This is a genomic window from Paeniglutamicibacter sp. ZC-3 (assembly GCF_025847175.2).
Taxonomy (GTDB): Bacteria; Actinomycetota; Actinomycetes; order Actinomycetales; family Micrococcaceae; genus Paeniglutamicibacter; species Paeniglutamicibacter sulfureus.
Genome location: NZ_JAOYTG010000019.1, coordinates 42062 through 59505, shown reverse-complemented (window position 1 = coordinate 59505; position 17444 = coordinate 42062). Strand labels below are relative to the sequence as shown.

The following is a 17444-nucleotide window of genomic DNA, read 5'->3' as shown; positions in this document are numbered from 1 at the left end:
GAGGGTCCGCACCGCTGGCAGGATTACTTAGGCCGCTTCATAGCTTTCGACGGTGGCACGCAGGGCATCTGCATGCATGTAGATTTCGTCCAGGCTCTCAATGGGGATGCGCGTCTCAGCCTTGTCCTCCCCAAACAGACCTAGGTACTTCTGCGATCTGTTGAAATGCAATCTGGCGATGGGCTTGCGATTGTTGTCGTCGAGGAGAACCGCAAAATAGGACTTCGCATCTCGATGCGCAATGCGGTTGACCTTGACGGTTTTGCAAACAATGGCTCGAACAATGTGGAAGCCTTCAATCTCTTCCAGGGTCGTGTCGACTCCATCGTCTTGCTCGAGGTCTGCCTCGGCCACGGGTTGGCTGGTTACGCTGGCCGCTGCCGCCGCCGCGGTGACCATGGGGATGTTCGGCTCCCCGAGTGCTGCCTTGAGCCGATCATTCACCTGATCCGCAAGGTACTGTTTCGTGGCCTTGGCAACGAGGCCCGTGAACTGCTCGCGAACCCGTTGCGTAAACTGGCCCCCGTAGACGCCCGCAGAGAGGAATTTGACCCACTCGGCCGTTGGCTCTTGGAAGTTCGCCGCGATGGCACGTTTGATTTCCCCGACATAACGTAATTCTTCGGCTGCGCTGACGATGGATTCCAGGTCAAAAGCGTCGCGGGAGAGCTTGCGCAGTTCGGGGATCAACGTTTCGTCGATGTCATTCATATCGAGGATCAAGAATGGCTTCGCATCCATCTTGTTCGGTGCATCAAGATCGGTATAGAACTGGTAAACCTCGCCATTGGTCAAGATCGCGATCCGTGCGGTGGTTGCTGCGAAGTACCGGTAAAGCTGAGACGCATGCTCATACTTCAGGCCACCGACCGATCGCTTGCACTCAATCAGGATCTGCACCTCGCCATCGAGCATGATTGCGTAATCGATCTTTTCGCCCTTTTTGATCCCGATGTCGGCGGTGAATTCGGGGACAACTTCCAGCGGATTGAAAACGTCATAACCAAGGATCGTCGAAATGAACGGCATGATGAATGCGTTCTTCGTCGCTTCTTCGGTTTCGATGATCGTGCGTTGTTGCTGAATCTTTGCTGCCAGCGCTGCTAGCCGTTCTCCAAATTGCATTGATTTCCCCTATTCAACGAAACTAAGACCCAGTGCCCAACCTACCCACTAACCCGAACAAAAAAGTGATTCTCATCAGCAATTGAGTAACGAATCGGTTACGAACCCGAAGCACACATCCAACCGCATCCTTAGACTGTCCATATGAGCACCCCTCCCCTGGATACGCCCGCGCCGACAACTCTCACCGAACCGACTAATACTTCCACGACCCAAGCAATCGATCCGATTGCTCGAACAGATGTGCCCCGGCCTGTCACTGACACCCCCACAGATCCGCTTCTGTGGCTGGAAGAGCTGGATTCAGAGCGCGCCATGGACTGGGTGCTCGGACAGAACGCCCGCACCGAAGCGGAGCTCTTCGACGAGGATTTCGCCGCCACCCAGGAAGAAATCCTCAAGATCCTGGATGCTTCCGACAGGATCCCGATGGTCACCAAGCGCGGGGAGCACTACTACAATTTCTGGCGAGATTCCGGGCATCCCAAGGGTTTGTGGCGTCGCAGCAGCTGGGAGTCCTATCGGCAAGACGATCCGCAGTGGGAACTCCTGCTCGACGTGGATGCCTTGGCAGAGGCCGAAGGCATCGACTGGGTCTTCTCCGGGGCGCAGATGCTGCGCCCGGCACCGGGTGAAGAGTACGCTCGGGCCCTGATCAAGCTTTCCCCCGACGGAGGCGACCAAGTGCGAGTGCGGGAATTCGACCTGCCCTCCCTCGCCTTCGTCCCGGGCGGCTTCGACTTGCCCGTCGCCAAGACCAACGTATCTTGGGCAGATGCCGACACGTTGTACGTGGCCACCGATGTCGGCGAGGGTTCGCTCACCCTATCCTCCTACGCCCGCACCGTGCGTCGGCTGGTCCGCGGACAGGACCTGGACGATGCAGAGGAAATCTTCGCCATTGACCAGTCACACGTCCTGGCCTATGTCTCCCACGATTCGACGCCGGGCTTCGAACGCGACGTCGCCCACGACGTCATAGACTTCTACAATTCCAAGACGTTCGTGCGCCAAGAAGACCAATGGGTGCACTTGGACGTCCCCACCGATGTGGGCGTCTCGCTGCACCGGGGATGGGTGTTGTTCTCCCCGCAGACCGCATGGACCCGCGACGGAACCACGTACATTCCGGGATCGCTCGTGTTGGCCGATCTTGGGGATTTCATGAGCGGTGCGGCCACATTGCGTGAAATCTTTGTTCCCACTCCATCCACGTCCCTGCAGTCCATCGATTTCACGACAAACCACATTCTCCTCAACGTCCTGCAGGACGTCTCCTCACAGATCATCGTCTGCGATCCGGCAAACGACTTCGCGCTGCATCCCTTGGACATCGGCTCCCCGCTGCACAGCTTCAGCATTTCGGCCGTCGACGACGAAGACCCAGCATGCGGTGATGACTTCTGGCTGACGCTCACCGGATTCCTCAGGCCCACCACGCTGGCCCGCGGAACCGTCAGCCTCGCCCCCGACATCGAGGGTCCGACTGTTCCACAGGTCGTCAAAAGCGCTCCTGCCAGATTCGAGGCCGGCGACTTCGAGGTCTCCCAGCACTTCGCAATTTCCGATGACGGAACCCGGGTCCCATATTTCCAGGTGTCCCCGCGCGGGCTGCCGCTCGATGGAAAGAACCCGGTGCTGATGAATGGCTACGGCGGTTTCCAGACCAGCCTGACCCCGGGCTACCTGGGTGCACTGGGACCGGGTTGGCTGACCCGCCGCACGAAAGAGGGCAGGCGCGGCAGCTATGTGGTGGCCAATATCCGCGGCGGCGGCGAGTACGGCCCGCGTTGGCATCGCGCCGCCTTGCGGGAGAACCGTCACCGCGCCTACGAGGACTTCGCAGCCATAGCCCGCGATCTCATCGCCCGGGGTGTCACCTCGCGCGAGCACTTGGCCGCCACCGGACGCTCAAACGGCGGACTGCTCATGGGAAACATGATCACCGGCTACCCGGAGCTTTTCGGGGCGATCTCCTGCGGCGTTCCACTATTGGACATGCGTCGCTACACCCGTCTTGCGGCCGGACATTCATGGATTGCCGAGTACGGGGATCCGGATGTGCCCGGAGACTGGGATTTCGTGCAGACCTTCTCCCCCTACCACCGACTCGATGATGCCCTCCCCGAGGGTATCGAGTACCCGGCCTCCCTGATCTGGAGCGCAACCAGCGACGACCGGGTCGGACCGGTGCAAGCCCGGAAGATGGCCGCGAAGATGATGGGCATGGGTGTGGGCAATGTTCGTTACCACGAGTCTGTCGATGGTGGCCATGCCGGGGCCAGTGACAACAAGGCCTCGGCCATCATGCTAGCCACCAGCTATGAGTTCCTCTGGCGGCATGTCAGCGGTTGAGCCGAGACTGCCGGATCGTTACACCCTGGTCCTCATGGGTCGCGGTGTCGGTTGCCGCGCCGATGCGCTTGAGTAGGCGTTGGCTCAGCCGGACCTCGTGAGGCAGTTCCCGGAGTTCTGCGGGATCAATGTCCAGATCCTGCCGCTCAAGGATTTCGCCCAGGTACTCCCAATAGTCCGCCGCCATGTCTTCTTCAGTCTGGTCGCCAGACGGTTCATCCGGTCCAACCACAACCAATGCGGTTTCCCTGATGTCCTCTTCCGACGCCTCCGACCACGTCGCGGTCGAGGACCAACCGCGATCATCCAACAAAAGTACGTCACGCCCCGTGTCAAGAACGACAGCGAGCCGGGCCGTCACCGAAATACGTCCCTTGTTGGACGAGTGGTAGTCGAGATCGGCAATGGTGACCAGTCTGGTGGCTTTCATGGGGCCAACGCTACCTGCCACGGGGCGTCACTGGCCTCCGAAACCCACGGATCCCGGGGCTTTGTGGCCACACAAAAACACTCGTTTTGTGTGCCGCCCCAGCTTTGGGTAGTCTAGGGGAGCTGGAAACAGCAAAACGGACACGTGCCAGAGCGGCCGAATGGGCTTCACTGCTAATGAAGTGTCGGGGTTAAACTCGACCGGGAGTTCAAATCTCCCCGTGTCCGCTGAAAAACCCCTACTTCGGTGGGGGTTTTTTCGTCTTTACCCCCGCGGCCGGAAGAGGGTTGTTCGGACAAGAAGAAACCGCGTGCGGCTGGCCCCGGGAGCCAACCGTACGCGGCCAGAAGTCCAGGTGCGGCGGCAGCACCGCCGGCGGCCCCTACTTGTCTCCGTCGCCAAACGCATTGAGCAACGTGCGCACCATGTCGTCGGGCAGGCCGGTGTGGCGGACGACAATGGTCGTGGCCTCATCAAGCTCTCCCAGACGCAGGTGTTCCAGCAATTCCGTGCGTTCGGGTTCGGCAAGATCGTTGATGCTGAATTTCACGGCGCCGTCCGGGCCCTGGCCTTCAAAACTGAAGTCTGCAATGTTTGCCGTTGGCGTCTCGCCGCCACCCAATGGGGAGGCCGCGAGCATTCGCAGGATCTCTGCTTGCTCCAGGCCGGAGTGCTTGGCAATGAGCTCCGCGGCTCCCGGAAGATCCTCGTCGCGTACCAACGAAAGAAACTGGTCGTACTCGGCAGGAGGCAGGTCCTCGCTGGCAAACTCGCGGGATTCGCCGTCCACCAGATAGGCGACCTTGAACTGCGTGGAAGTCCGTTCCGATTCGCTGCCGAATTCCTTGGCCCATTCACTGGGCACCACCCAGGGGTCATCGGATTTGTCGGTGTTTTCCGGCGCGGCTATGTTTTCGTCCATCCCGCCTTCAACAGCAGGAATAGCGGGCTCCGGCGTCAGCGGGATTTCGGTGGCCGCGCCGGTCTGCGGTTCGGAGATTTCGGATTCCTCTGCCCGGCGTTCGGCTTCGACCTGCTCGGAAATCGTGGGTCCGCCGGCGGAATCTTTACGGATCTGGGGGAACCGCTCCAGACTGCGGACGGCAATGATGCTGGCCTTGTACCCGGCCGCGGTCATGGCCTTGTAGTTTTGCACTGCGGCCATGAAGTCGCCCTGGGCCAAGGACTTGTAGACGGCTCGGTGACCCTCTGCTGTCAGCTGTGCTGCGGCTGCCTGGGCCGATTCCGGGGTGATTGCGGCAGAAACCTCTGCCGAGTTCTTGATGCGCAGCTTCTTCAACCCGATCCACGCAAGTCCGAGAATGAGCAGCGGAACGACGACCCAAAGCAGAATTTCCATGACTCTAGCCTACGGCCCCGCGGGACACAGTGCGGAACTAGGCGGCTGCCGGATTGTGTCGGCCCAGGCCCCGATGCCCGGTGTTGGCGAGATTTTCCATCCCCGCATGTTGACATCCGAGGGACCGAAAATCCCCCATCCGTCCTCGGCCATGCACAGGGGTCGTGAAGCCGCCGAAAATCGGCTGCATCACGACCCGCATTGCGCCTTGCGCTCCAGCCAGCGATTGGCTCCCTAGGCCCCCTCGGCACCGAGGATCAGACCACCAACGGGACCTCGTAGATCTCATCGGCCAGATGGCCTGCCCGCTCGTGGACCCGCTGGACCGCTTCTTTCGAGGGACCTTCGGACAGGCAGAAAATCTTCCCGCTTTCCGGATCGGCCCATGCCTTCTTGAATTGCACGTTTTCCTCGTCCTGGATGGCAAGATCGGCCGCATGCGCAGCCTTCAGATCCTCCGCAGACAAGCCCTGCATGTGATTGTGCACGTCCATGAATTCAGCCATAGCAACACTTCCTTGGATTGTGGCAAACGCTTTCATGACTCAGCGTTCGCCTCATTGTAGGAGCTACATCGAGGCTTATACAGAGCTGGATGACGCGGATTCTGACGGGAACCACACACCAGCAGGAAAAGGCCGGATTGGTACCTTTCCGGAACCGATTCCGGGGCTTTGCTAGCCCGCTGCTCCCAGTACGAAGGGAAGCACCCCGGGGGCACCTGCCTCGCGCAGAATCCTGGCTGCTTCTGTCAACGACCATCGGCTGTCTGCCAGGTCATCGAGCAGCAGGACCGGTCCGGGTGCTCCGGCAAGCTTCTCGGCCATTTCGCCGGGAACCACGAATTGGTCCCAGACAGCGGCGAGCCGGAAGGCGGAGTTTCCGCCCGAACCGCCGCGTGGTCCGTGATCCCGATATTCGAGCTGTCCCAAATATGGAAGCCGCCCAATGGTCGAGATGCCCTGGGCAAACGATCCAACCAATTGCGGTCGGGTCCGCGACGGCATGGAAACCACTGCCACCGGCCGGGTGGACCATTTCCACTCGCTCAGGACCTTCACGCAGGCATCGAGCATGGCCTGTGAAATGGGTGCATCCGGTTCATCCGCATTCTCCAGCAACGCACGCAACCGGCCGCCCCAGCCCAAGTCGGTCAGGCGCGCCAGCGCGCGGCCGTCCTCGGCCTGGAACTCAGGCTTGATCTTGCCCTTGAGCTGCACACCAAGTTTTTCCATGCCGCCGGGGTACATCCGGCGGGCCTCCACCAATGCGCCTACCCTGCCCAGCGCGGTCTGTGCCGAGTCCTTGGCCGAGTCCTGGATGTCGTCCCTGAACCAGACGCCTGCGCAGTTGTCGCAACGGCCGCACGGTGCGGCGGCCGGGTCGTCAAGAGCCCGGGCGAGGAATTCCATGCGGCAGGTCTTCAGGTTCTCGTAGTCGAGCATGGCGTTTTGTTCGGCCACGCGTGCTGCTGCAACGCGGGTGTAGCGTTCGGCGTCGTAGAACCACTGGGCGCCCGAGCGGATCCACCCGCCGGAGACTCGTTCTACGGCCCCGTCCACCGCCAGCACCTTGAGCAGCAGTTCCAGGGGCGTGCGCTTGATGTTGACGCGGGCCTCGAGTGCGGGAACCGAGAGGGGACCTTGTGTGGCACCGAGTTCCTGCAGGACGGCGTGCGCCTTTTGCTCGTCCGGCATCGAGCTCGTGGCAAAGTAGCGCCAGATTTCTCGGTCCTCCGGGCCCGGCAACAGCAGGACGTCGGCGTTGATGCTGCCACGTCCCGCACGGCCCACCTGCTGGTAGTAGGCCACCGGGGAACTGGGCGCCCCGACGTGGATGACGAAGCCAAGGTCCGGCTTGTCGAAGCCCATGCCCAGCGCGCTGGTGGCGACCAGCGCCTTGACCTCGTTGTTCTTAAGCGCGGTTTCCGCGCGGTGGCGCTCCTCGGTGTCGGTTCGTCCCGAATACGCCAGCACCTTGTGTCCGGCCTCGGCCAGCAGCCGGGTGATGTCCTCGGCCGCGGAGACCGTCAGTGTGTAGATGATGCCCGAACCGTGGAAGTCGTTCAGGTGCGTGAGCAGCCAGGCGAATTGCGAGCGTGGCGATGCCAGCCGCAGCACCCCCAGGCGCAGGGATTCGCGGGCCAGCGACCCGCGCAGCGTGAAGACCTCGGCACCGCCCACGGCCAGTTGCTCCTGCACGTCGTGGACCACCCGCTCGTTGGCCGTCGCGGTGGTGGCAAGCACCGGGACGCTGCCGGGCAACGCGTGGATGAGGTCCTTGATGCGGCGGTAGTCGGGGCGGAAGTCATGGCCCCAGTCGGAGATGCAGTGGGCTTCGTCAATGACCAGCAGCCCCATCCGCGCCACCAGCGCGGGCAGCTGGGTGTCGCGGAAGACCGGGTTGTTCAGTCGCTCCGGGGACACCAGCAGCACGTCCAGTTCGTCGTTGTCGAGCTTTTGGGCAATTGACTGCCAGTCAAGGGCGTTGGCGGAGTTGATGGCCTCGGCCCGCACCCCGGCACGGGACGCCGCGGCCACCTGGTCGCGCATCAGCGCAAGCAGCGGGGAGACTATCAGCGTCGGCCCGGCGCCGCGGGCCCGCAGCAGCAGCGATGCCACGAAGTACACGGCCGATTTTCCCCAGCCCGTTCGCTGCACCACCAGGGCGCGGCGTCCCCCGGCAACCAGGGCCTCAATGGCCTCGAACTGCCCGTCGTGAAAATCGGCGTCGTCCCTGCCCACCAAGGAACGCAGGATGGCGGTGGCAGCGGAGCGCAAGTCCGAATCGATGCTGGGTGTGTAGGCGTCCATGGCCCCCAGTATTCCAGTGTCCGCCGACACTTGACCGCACCGCAGGCAACCGCGGCCTATGGAACTACTCACCTTCGATGACTCAAATCCGCGCCGCACCATGCCAACCCGATAAGCTCATGGATGTGAGTGTGGAAATCGATCTTTCTGAGTCCTTCAAGGCCTACGACGTGCGCGGTATCGTCGGGGCCACTATTACGGCCGAGGCGGTCGAGGCCATTGGCGCCGCATTTGTCGACGTGCTGGGCCTGGCCGGACAGGACGTCCTGGTGGGCGGGGACATGCGCCCTTCCTCTCCAGAGTTCGCCGCCGCCTTCGCGCGCGGGGCTGCCTACCGCGGCGCCAACCCGAAGATGCTGGGGCTGATTTCCACCGACGAGCTCTACTTCGCCGCCGGGTCGCTGAACTGCGCCGGGGTGGTGTTCACCGCGAGCCACAACCCCGCCGCCTACAACGGCATCAAGATGGCCAAGGCCGGTGCCGTGCCGGTGTCCTCGGACACCGGGCTCTTTGACATCCGCGACCTGGCCCAGAGCTACCTCGAGGAGGGCCTTCCGGTGTCCACCGAGGCCCCCGAGGGCACCGTCGGCGAGCTCGACGTGCTAGCCGGCTACGCCGACTACCTGCGCTCCTTGGTGGACCTGTCGGGCATCCGCCCGCTGAAGGTCGTGGTGGACGCCGCCAACGGCATGGGCGGGCTCACCACCCCCGCGGTGCTGGGCGACACCCTGCTGCCGGGTTTGCCGCTGGAAATCATCGAGATGTACTTCGAGCTCGACGGCACCTTCCCCAACCACCCGGCCAATCCGCTGGAACCCGAGAACCTGCGCGACCTGCAGGCCGCGGTGCTCGAACACGGCGCCGACATCGGCCTGGCCTTCGACGGCGACGCCGACCGCTGCTTCGTGATCGACGAAAAGGGCGAGCCTGTCTCCCCCTCGGCCATCACCGCGTTGGTGGCGGTGCGCGAGATCGCGCGCGCGCAAGCAGCGGGCGAGGAAACCCCGGTGGTCATCCACAACTTGATCACTTCCCGCGCCGTGCCCGAGGCAGTCACCGCGGCCGGCGGCCGCCCCGTGGTCACCCGCGTGGGCCACTCCTTCATCAAGGCCGTCATGGCCGCCGAAGGTGCGGTCTTCGGCGGGGAGCACTCCGCCCACTACTACTTCCGCGACTTCTACAACGCTGACACCGGCATGCTGGCCGCGATGCATGTGCTCGCGGCACTAGGCCACCAGGACACCGCACTGAGCGACTTCGCCGCCGAGTACGAGCCCTATGTTTCCTCCGGGGAGATCAACTCCGAGGTCGAGGACAAGGCAGGGGCCGTGGCCCGCGTGCTCGCGGAATTTGCCAACGGGTACGAACACAACGCCGATCGAAGTGGCCTGGTCTGCCCGCCCTGCCATCCGGATCTGGCGAATCGAGAGACCGTTGTGGGTACCATGGACGGGACGACCGTGACGGCAGCCGATGGCTCGTTCTGGTTCAACCTCCGTCCCTCCAACACCGAACCCTTCCTCCGCTACAACGGGGAAGCCATTGACCGAAAGACCATGGAACTCGTCCGTGACGGAGTTCTGGATATCGTCAGGAGCAACGCATGAGCACCCCCGAAAACAAGATCACTGAACTCGACGAAGCCGCCCAGGCGGAACTGAACAAGGTCCTGGGCACCGCCCTGGGTGTCGCACGTGAGCAGCTGGAAGAACAGGGCGTGTTCCTTCCCTTCGCCATCGCCGTTGAGCCCGCCACCGAAGAAAACGCCGAGCCCGAACTGCGCTTGCTGGCCGTCCAGCCCACCGAGGACCTGGACGATCCCGAAGCCGACATCGACGCCGAGGTGATGATGAAGGACCTGGTCCAGCTACTGGCCGACCAGCGCGATTCCTTCAACGCCGTCGCCTTCGTTTCGGATGTCACCTTGCTCGATGACGGCATGGACGCGGTCCATGTACTGGCCGAACACCGCGCCGGAGCTTCGATTGCCATCGTGCAGCCGTACACCGCGCCGGATCCGGAAACCGGCATCTGGGAATTCTCCGAGCCCAGCGCCGAGGGCGGCCAGATCCAGGTCTGGGCCTAGCCCCCACCATTGCTTTCCTGTCTGTGGCCCGGAACCCGCTAATCCGGGCTCTGGGCCACAGGTCTTTGTACAGGTATTCAGGGAAACCAGATGTCGCACGCCGCCGGCCCACTGTGCACCTCGGCACAGCCCGCGGCACGGAGGGCCAACACCTGCGACAATGGAACACGTGAAACTCAGCGCCTTTGCGGACGTGTGCCTGCGCACCTTGATGTTTCTCGGCTCCCGTCGCGACCAACAGGTCACCACCAAGGAAATCGCCGAGCAAATCGGGGTGCCCTACAACCACGTGGCGAAGGCCATTGTGGAACTGCGCAACCGCGGCGCCCTGGACGTGGCGCGAGGACGCTATGGCGGTTCGCAAATCACCGACCAGGGCTTGAGGCTGCGCGTGGGTACCCTGATGCGCGACCTTGACGGCCGCGAGGATGTCGTCGATTGCGTTTCCGAAGCCGGTATCCCCTGCCCGCTGCTCGCTGGATGCAAGCTCCGCGGTGCCCTTCGACGGGCCCGGGAGGCGTTCTATGCCGAGCTCGACCTTTTGTGCGTAAGGGATCTCACCTCGCCTTCCGCCAGCGTACTGCTCCCCTTCCCGGCGCTGCCCTAACAGCCTGCCGCCTCATATTTTGGGGCGAGGTGCTCCCGTCCAGGTTGTCTGGGAACCGCTCCCGGGCCCACATACCAACGGGCCGATTTGCTTCCGACTTCTACTCCGTGTAGAACTGAATTATCAATCTTGCATATCAGATACAAGATAACGATCACCCTCCGTCAGGAGCCACAAGATGCTTTCCGAGAAGTCCCGCCCGGTCATCGAAGCCACGCTACCCATCATTGGCGAACGCATTTCCCACATCACCCCCAAGTTCTACGAGCGCTTGTTCGAAGCCCACCCGGAGCTCCTGGACGGACTCTTCTCCCGTGCAAACCAGAAGAATGGTATGCAGCAACAGGCACTGGCCGGATCAATCGCCGCATTCGCCACGCATCTGGTCAACAACCCGGGCACCCTGCCGGAGGCCGTTCTGTCCCGAATCGCCCATAAGCACACCTCGCTGGGCATCGTCGAGGAACAGTACCCGATCGTGTACGAGCACCTGTTCGCAGCGATCATCGAGGACTTGGGCGACGCGGTGACCCCCGAGGTCGCAGAGGCATGGACCGAGGTCTACTGGCTCATGGCCGACGCGCTGATCAAGATCGAAAAGGGCCTCTACGCCAAGCAGGCCAACGACAAGATCTGGACCCACTGGAAGCTTGTGTCCAAGGAAGCCGCCGGCACAGGATCCATCACCTTCAGCTTCGTCCCGGCAGACGACACCCCGGTCACCGTCGCCAAGGCCGGCCAGTTCGTCTCGGTCCGCGTCCCGCTGCTGGACGGATTGCGCCAGTGCCGCCAGTACACACTCAGCGATTCCGTCACTTCCACCACCGAGCGCGTGATCACGACCAAGTTCGACGGCGGCGGCGAGGTCTCCCCATTCATGCACCAGCACCTGAGCGTCGGGGACGTCATCGAGCTCTCCAACCCCTACGGCGACCTGGTCATCGACACCACCGGCGCTCCGATCATCCTGGCCACAGCAGGCATCGGCTGCACCCCGAGCGCCTCCGCACTGGCCACCCTGGCCGCTGCAGGCTCTGACCGCCAGGTCCTGGTGCTGCACGCGGAGGCCACCGAGGATGCCTGGGCGCTGAAGGAGCAGATGCTCGAATCCGTCGAGTCCCTGCCCAACGCCGAACTGAAGCTGTGGCTCGAGGACATCAGCGCCAAGGCCGAGGACACCGAAGCCGCCGAGGGCTACATGTCCCTGGCCAACCTGGAGCTGCCGACCGATGCCCGCCTGTACCTGTGCGGCCCGCTGCCGTTCATGCGCGCGGTCCGCTCGCAGGCCATCGAGGCGGGAATCCCCGCCACGAACATCCACTACGAGGTCTTCGGCCCCGATCTGTGGCTCGCCGCCTAACGACTGGGAAGCCACGGGTCCCGCGGCGATAGGCATATCAGCGGAACCCGCTTGGGGGGGCAAAGGCCGCCACCGATAACTCGGTGGCGGCCTTTGCGATTGCGCAAGAACTGACCAATTCGGTTCGATGACGGCAAACCGCATCCCGTGGTGAGAGGGCTACGGGTGTTCCAAACGCTTACTCATTCGCACTTTTGTTGTTTGCGATTTCGCGTTCGTTCTTTTCAGTCACAATGATGAACATCGCCATCGTCGGGGCAGACCCCTGTTCGAATCTCTTCGAACCGATTATCGACAGTATCCCGAGCCTATAGGCGACCTCGCAAAAGTGAGACTCGGTGTCGAAGTGGGCCTAGTCAGATTTACAAACTCAAGGTAGTCGGACAGGAATTTTAACTAGAGATCTCGAATCCCCAGGCGAGATCTCAATAAGCACGTTCAAGCCCGTCCCGGCCATGGCGAAGGCCGCCACCGATCGTTCGGTGACGGCCTTCGATTTTCGGGCTCCCGCGGCCATCCGTGAGCAGCGCGTGATCCTACTGTCCGGGCTCCTGCAAGCGAGGGTGGGCGGTGTGCTTTTCGATCCAGGCCCGCACAGTGGCGTTGAAGAGGATGGGATCTTCGATGTTCCACTGGTGGTGCATGCCCACGGCGGTGCGGAACTCGGCCTGCGGGAGGGCGCGGGCCAGGGCCGGGAAGGACTTGGCCACCAGCTTGGGTTCCTTGCTTCCGGCAATCACCAGCACGGGTCCCTTGTAGTTCCCGAGCTTGTCCGGGACGCCGCCGGGATCCACCTCGTCCATGATGGCGCGCATGTTGTCGGCACGCAGGTGCGTGCCGTGTTCGGTGAAGAGTTCCTTCTCGTCGGCGACCATGCCGTAGGCGCCGGCCTGGAAGCGCCAGTACCATTCGCTGCCGAAGAGGCGAAGTTGCATCCGGCTCATGGTCCGCATGGAAGCCGAGACTCCTGCGGCCGGGACGCCGGAAATCAGCAATGATTCGACGAGTTCCGGGTGCCTGGCCAACACGCGCAGTGCCACGACACCGCCCAGGGACAGGCCCACGAGGTGGGCACCGCCGTTGGAGACCTCGTCGGCAATGACGGCTGCCACGTCGTCGGCGGCGCTGTCGAGCCCCGCCCAGTCCTCCTGGGCCCGGGCGCCGAAGCCGGGAAGGTGCGGGGTGAGGACCTCGTAGTCCCCAAAGGCCCGCACCTGGGGGTCCCAGGTCCAGTTCGCGACGTTGCCGCCGTGCAGGAAGACGATGGTCTGCGCGGCCTTGCCGTCCCGGCGCGGGCGTGTGGGCGCATGGAACTCCGGGTACGCGCCGGGATCACGCGGTGCCGGTGAGGACGCCTGCCTTGATTCGGTGCCCGGCGCCGCCGCAGCCTCAGGCTCGGTGCGTGTGTGCGGGACCGTCGGCCTGGATTGTCTCGGGGCCTTGGCAGGGCGCACCGGCTTGTGGGTGTCGGAGGCCTTGTCCCGGACAGCGGTCCGGGACACTTCACCGGAGGGTTTCGCGGGTTCCTGCATGGCGGCGGCTTCGGCCGGGGCCTTCGGCGCCTCGGCAGCGGCTGGCACGGCCTTCTTCGCCTCGGGCTTCACGGCGTCCTTGGCGGCAGTCTTGGACGTTGGCTGCGGATCGGGGCGCGGCTTGCGTTCCTTTGGTTCGCGTTTCGGGGATGTCGCCTTGGCCGGACGATCTTCCTTGGGGGCCTTAGCCGGCTTGCCGGCAGCGGTGGGCTCGTCCGCGAAGGAACGGTCCACGAATTCCTCGTCGGTTCCGGCATCACCGTCGGCGGGGTGCTCGTGGCGGTTCATGGTAGGTACTCAGTCACGGCGTCCAGCCATTCGAGTTCGGCCGATGCGTGGCGGATTCCGTTGTCCAGGGTTGCCGCCATCAGGAAGCTGCGGCGGTCGGCTGCTGCTCTCATGTCAATGTCCTCACGCTGGGAGAGGTAGTCGTCCAATACCTCTTGCGTCGCCTCGCGTCGGGACTGGATCATCTCCAACACCGAGTCGCGATCGAGTTCCGCGGCAAAGAACACCCGGGCCAGGAACGGCTCGCGAGGCGTGTGGGCGGTGACCTCGCCACCCAGCCATTCCACGAGCTCCCGGCGACCCTGGTCGGTGATGTGGTGTTCCTGGCGGTCCGGATAATTTCGCTGGGCAATGGTGGTCACGGTCGCGTGGCCGTCCTTCACCAGTTGGGCCAGGGTGCGGTAGATCTGTGCCTTGTCGGCGTTCCAGAAATGATTGATGGACGAGTCAAAGTGCTTCTTCAGTTCGTACCCGGTCATGGGCGCCAAACTCAAGAGCCCGAGGATCAAACGCGCAAGAATCATACTTTCATCCTGACACATCCCCTAGGGGATTGTTCCAGCAGCCACGCACTTAATACCGGATCCCATCGGCTAAAGGCGTGCCCCACCACCGGCGATGACGAGAAAGGCAGGCCTTGTCGCGGGGTAGCGGAAGGGCCCCGTCCTCATCGCTCCCGCCTTCCCGTAACCGGGGAGGCGGGCGATGAAAACGGGGCCCTGGAGAACTGCCGTCTGCGCGGGGAAGCCTAGGCCCCCATGCGCTCCTTCAGTCCATCGAGTTCGCTGCGCAGCGACGCCGGAAGCGCCTCGCCGAACTTTGCGTACCATTCCTCAATGCTGGCCAGCTCGGTGGCCCATTCACCCTTGTCCACTGCCACTGCGGCGTCGACGTCTGCTGGGGTCATGTCCAGCCCGGTCAGGTCGATCGAGTCGCCGGTCGGCACGAATCCGATGGGGGTCTCGACGGCGTCGGCCTTGCCCTCGATGCGATCGATGGCCCACTTCAGCACGCGGGAGTTGTCCCCGAACCCGGGCCACGCGAAGCCGCCCTCGGCGTTGCGACGGAACCAGTTGACGAGGAAGATCTTGGGCAGGCGTTCCGGGTTGGCCTTGGATTCGATGGAGTCCCAGTGATTCAGGTAGTCACCGGCGTTGTAGCCGATGAAGGGAAGCATGGCCATGGGGTCGCGACGAACCACGCCCACGGCGCCGGCGGCTGCAGCCGTGGTTTCCGAGGACAGGGTCGAGCCCATGAAGATGCCGTTGGTCCAGCTACGTGCCTGGGTCACCAAGGGAATGGTGGTCTTGCGACGTCCGCCGAAGAGGATCGCGTGGATCTCGACGCCGTCCGGGCTGTAGTACTCCTGGGCCAGCATGTCGACCTGCGAGATCGGGGTGCAGAAGCGGGAGTTCGGGTGTGCGGCGGGACGACCGGAGTCCGGGGTCCAGTCGTTGCCCAACCAGTCGGTCAGGTGCGCCGGGGCCTCGTCGGTCATGCCTTCCCACCACACGCCGCCTTCGTCGGTGAGCGCAACGTTGGTGAAGATGGAGTTGCCCTTGGTGATGGCGCGCATGGCGTTGGGGTTGGTGGACCAACCGGTGCCCGGAGCGACGCCGAACAGGCCGTATTCCGGGTTGACGCCGCGAAGCTCGCCTTCCTTGCCGATGCGCATCCAGTTGATGTCATCGCCAAGGGTCTCGGCCTTCCAGCCGTCAATGGTCGGATCCAGCAGGGCCAGGTTGGTCTTGCCGCAGGCGGACGGGAAGGCGGCGGCGACGTTGTAGCTCTTGCCTTCCGGGTTGGTGAGCTTGAGGATGAGCATGTGCTCGGCCAGCCAGCCCTCGTCGCGAGCCATCACCGAGGCGATGCGCAGCGCGTAGCACTTCTTGCCGAGCAGGGCGTTTCCGCCGTAGCCCGAGCCGTAGGACCAGATGGAGCGTTCTTCGGGGAAGTGCACGATCCACTTGTCTTCGTTGCACGGCCATGCCACGTCGTCTTGGCCGGGAGCCAACGGGGCGCCGACAGAGTGCAGCGCGGGGACGAAGAAGGCTTCCTCGGCTTCCATCTTTCGCAGCACGTCATTGCCAATGCGGGCCATGATGCGCATGGATGCGACAACATAGGCGGAGTCGGTGAGCTCGACGCCGTACTGCGGCTGCTCCGCGTCCAGCGGTCCCATGACGAATGGGATGACGTACATGGTTCGACCGCGCATGGCGCCATCGAACAGGCCCTTGAGCATCGACTTCATCTTGACCGGGCTTTCCCAGTTGTTGGTGAAGCCGGCGTCCTTCTCGTTTTCCGAGCAGATGAACGTACGTTCCTCAACCCGGGCCACGTCCTTGGGATCCGAGAATGCAGCGAAGGAGTTGGGGAACGAAGGATCGGTGAGCTTCTGCAGCGTGCCACCGGCAACCAGTTCAGCGGTCAGGCGATCGTTCTCCTCCTGCGTGCCATCCACCCAATAGACATGGTCAGGCTTCGTCAGTTCCGCGATTTCCTGCACCCAAGCGGCAAGCTTTGAATGCGTTGTCGGTGCTGCGTCGATGACCTTCTGGTCCGAGCTCTCGCTCATGTCCATTCCCTCCATTGGGCTGAATTTGCAATATGTCGATGCTATGGGGCCGATCTCCAGAGCCCCTGTGACCCATATCGCCAAAAAACCCGGAAAATGATTTAGTTAAGCCGAAAACCCCGGCATTTCGGGCTTTGCCCATTTGCCCCTAAACGCGAGAAGTGACGAAGGTCACGTAGACCGGTATACTTCATGAAAAGCCTCCCTGAAACCTTTCATCTCGAATGCCCCTGGATTTTGCGCGGGCGACATTCCTCTGTATAGTTATTCGAGGTCGAACCGCGAGGTTGGTACCAAATACAGAATATGCGCCCATAGCTCAGCTGGATAGAGCGTCTGTCTACGGAACAGAAGGTCAGGGGTTCGAATCCCTTTGGGCGCACCAATGAGAAAAGCCACGAGAAATCGTGGCTTTTCTGCTTTAATCACCGGCCAGGCCGCTCGAGAGTCGGGCCGTCACCGAACCTGTCGCCGATGAAGCCTGCCTCGGTACGGGCGGGGCGGGCGGGCGGCTTGATGGTGTTCTCCACGGGCGTGACCACCACTTCTCCCTTTTCTTGCGCCTTCCTTTTCGTCACCTCTTTTGCGCATGAAATGCTCTTCGGCCAGGGAGCCGTCAACACCGCTATTGCCGAATCCGGCCCGCCGCCTTGTCCCAAGGAAACGGTTTCCACTCGAAGCCGGTTTCCCCAGGTTCAGCAGTACATGCCCCGGATCGCCACGGGAAGCGTGAGTTCGCGCACGAATATCGTGTCTGAATCGACCAACACGCCAAAGGTATGTATAGTTGTTCGAGGTCAAGCCGCGAGGCAGGATCAAAACCGAATATGCGCCCATAGCTCAGCTGGATAGAGCGTCTGTCTACGGAACAGAAGGTCAGGGGTTCGAATCCCTTTGGGCGCACTCATAT

At 62.8% G+C, this 17444-nt stretch carries 14 protein-coding genes and 3 tRNA genes; 8 read left to right on the top strand and 9 right to left on the bottom strand.

Annotated elements, in window-relative coordinates; all coding sequences use genetic code 11:
- Positions 1-27: 27 nt before the first annotated feature.
- Positions 28-1125 carry a type I restriction endonuclease gene (locus OIU93_RS16710; RefSeq protein ID WP_264271193.1) on the bottom strand — a complete coding sequence of 366 codons (1098 nt, stop codon included), beginning with the start codon at positions 1123-1125 and terminating at the stop codon, positions 28-30.
- Positions 1126-1269: 144 nt separating this feature from the next.
- On the opposite strand from OIU93_RS16710, the gene OIU93_RS16705 reads away from it, so the two are divergent.
- The gene (locus OIU93_RS16705) at positions 1270-3480 is read left to right on the top strand and encodes a prolyl oligopeptidase family protein (protein WP_264271192.1); all 2211 of its coding nucleotides are present in this window, start codon (positions 1270-1272) and stop codon (positions 3478-3480) included.
- Here the strand turns inward: OIU93_RS16705 and OIU93_RS16700 are convergent.
- Positions 3470-3910 carry a hypothetical protein gene (locus tag OIU93_RS16700; protein WP_264271191.1) on the bottom strand — a complete coding sequence of 147 codons (441 nt, stop codon included), beginning with the start codon at positions 3908-3910 and terminating at the stop codon, positions 3470-3472. The genes OIU93_RS16705 and OIU93_RS16700 overlap by 11 nt on opposite strands.
- 138 nt (positions 3911-4048) lie before the next feature.
- On the opposite strand from OIU93_RS16700, the gene OIU93_RS16695 reads away from it, so the two are divergent.
- Positions 4049-4137, top strand: a tRNA-Ser gene (locus OIU93_RS16695).
- 155 nt (positions 4138-4292) lie between these two features.
- Here the strand turns inward: OIU93_RS16695 and OIU93_RS16690 are convergent.
- The 3 genes from OIU93_RS16690 to OIU93_RS16680 all read right to left on the bottom strand — a co-directional run bounded on the left by OIU93_RS16690 (position 4293) and on the right by OIU93_RS16680 (position 8083).
- Positions 4293-5270: a hypothetical protein gene (locus OIU93_RS16690; RefSeq protein ID WP_264271190.1), complete on the bottom strand. Its 978-nt coding sequence runs from the start codon at positions 5268-5270 to the stop codon at positions 4293-4295.
- 257 nt (positions 5271-5527) lie between these two features.
- Positions 5528-5776, bottom strand: a complete 249-nt coding sequence (locus tag OIU93_RS16685; protein ID WP_264271189.1) for an SCO4226 family nickel-binding protein — start codon at positions 5774-5776, stop codon at positions 5528-5530.
- 171 nt (positions 5777-5947) lie between these two features.
- Entirely contained in the window at positions 5948-8083 is a 2136-nt protein-coding gene (locus tag OIU93_RS16680) for an ATP-dependent DNA helicase RecQ (protein ID WP_264271188.1), read from the bottom strand.
- 119 nt (positions 8084-8202) lie between these two features.
- On the opposite strand from OIU93_RS16680, the gene OIU93_RS16675 reads away from it, so the two are divergent.
- The 4 genes from OIU93_RS16675 (at position 8203) to OIU93_RS16660 (ending at position 12136) form a co-directional block, all read left to right on the top strand.
- Positions 8203-9690, top strand: coding sequence for a phosphomannomutase/phosphoglucomutase (locus tag OIU93_RS16675; RefSeq protein ID WP_264271187.1), 1488 nt, complete (start codon positions 8203-8205; stop codon positions 9688-9690).
- Entirely contained in the window at positions 9687-10169 is a 483-nt protein-coding gene (locus tag OIU93_RS16670) for a hypothetical protein (RefSeq protein WP_264271186.1), read from the top strand. The genes OIU93_RS16675 and OIU93_RS16670 overlap by 4 nt, the downstream gene beginning before the upstream one ends.
- Before the next feature lie 169 nt (positions 10170-10338).
- Positions 10339-10776, top strand: coding sequence for an Rrf2 family transcriptional regulator (locus OIU93_RS16665; protein WP_264271185.1), 438 nt, complete (start codon positions 10339-10341; stop codon positions 10774-10776).
- Positions 10777-10954: 178 nt separating this feature from the next.
- Positions 10955-12136 (top strand): globin domain-containing protein, encoded by a 1182-nt coding sequence (locus OIU93_RS16660; protein ID WP_264271184.1) that lies wholly within the window; start codon positions 10955-10957, stop codon positions 12134-12136.
- Between the two features lie 536 nt (positions 12137-12672).
- Here OIU93_RS16660 and OIU93_RS16655 read toward each other — a convergent pair.
- From OIU93_RS16655 to OIU93_RS16645, 3 genes are all read right to left on the bottom strand, one after another.
- The gene (locus OIU93_RS16655; RefSeq protein ID WP_264271183.1) at positions 12673-13956 is read right to left on the bottom strand and encodes an alpha/beta fold hydrolase; all 1284 of its coding nucleotides are present in this window, start codon (positions 13954-13956) and stop codon (positions 12673-12675) included.
- Positions 13953-14480 (bottom strand): PadR family transcriptional regulator, encoded by a 528-nt coding sequence (locus OIU93_RS16650; RefSeq protein ID WP_264271182.1) that lies wholly within the window; start codon positions 14478-14480, stop codon positions 13953-13955. Before OIU93_RS16650 ends, OIU93_RS16655 begins: the two co-directional genes overlap by 4 nt.
- Before the next feature lie 224 nt (positions 14481-14704).
- Positions 14705-16534 carry a phosphoenolpyruvate carboxykinase (GTP) gene (locus OIU93_RS16645; protein ID WP_264271181.1) on the bottom strand — a complete coding sequence of 610 codons (1830 nt, stop codon included), beginning with the start codon at positions 16532-16534 and terminating at the stop codon, positions 14705-14707.
- Positions 16535-16842: 308 nt separating this feature from the next.
- Between OIU93_RS16645 and OIU93_RS16640 the strand changes: the two genes are divergently transcribed.
- Positions 16843-16919 (top strand) — tRNA-Arg (locus tag OIU93_RS16640).
- A 40-nt stretch (positions 16920-16959) separates the two neighbouring features.
- On the opposite strand, the gene OIU93_RS16635 is transcribed toward OIU93_RS16640, so the two are convergent.
- The gene (locus tag OIU93_RS16635) at positions 16960-17208 is read right to left on the bottom strand and encodes a hypothetical protein (RefSeq protein ID WP_264271180.1); all 249 of its coding nucleotides are present in this window, start codon (positions 17206-17208) and stop codon (positions 16960-16962) included.
- Between the two features lie 155 nt (positions 17209-17363).
- On the opposite strand from OIU93_RS16635, the gene OIU93_RS16630 reads away from it, so the two are divergent.
- Positions 17364-17437 (top strand) — tRNA-Arg (locus tag OIU93_RS16630).
- Positions 17438-17444: the final 7 nt, after the last annotated feature.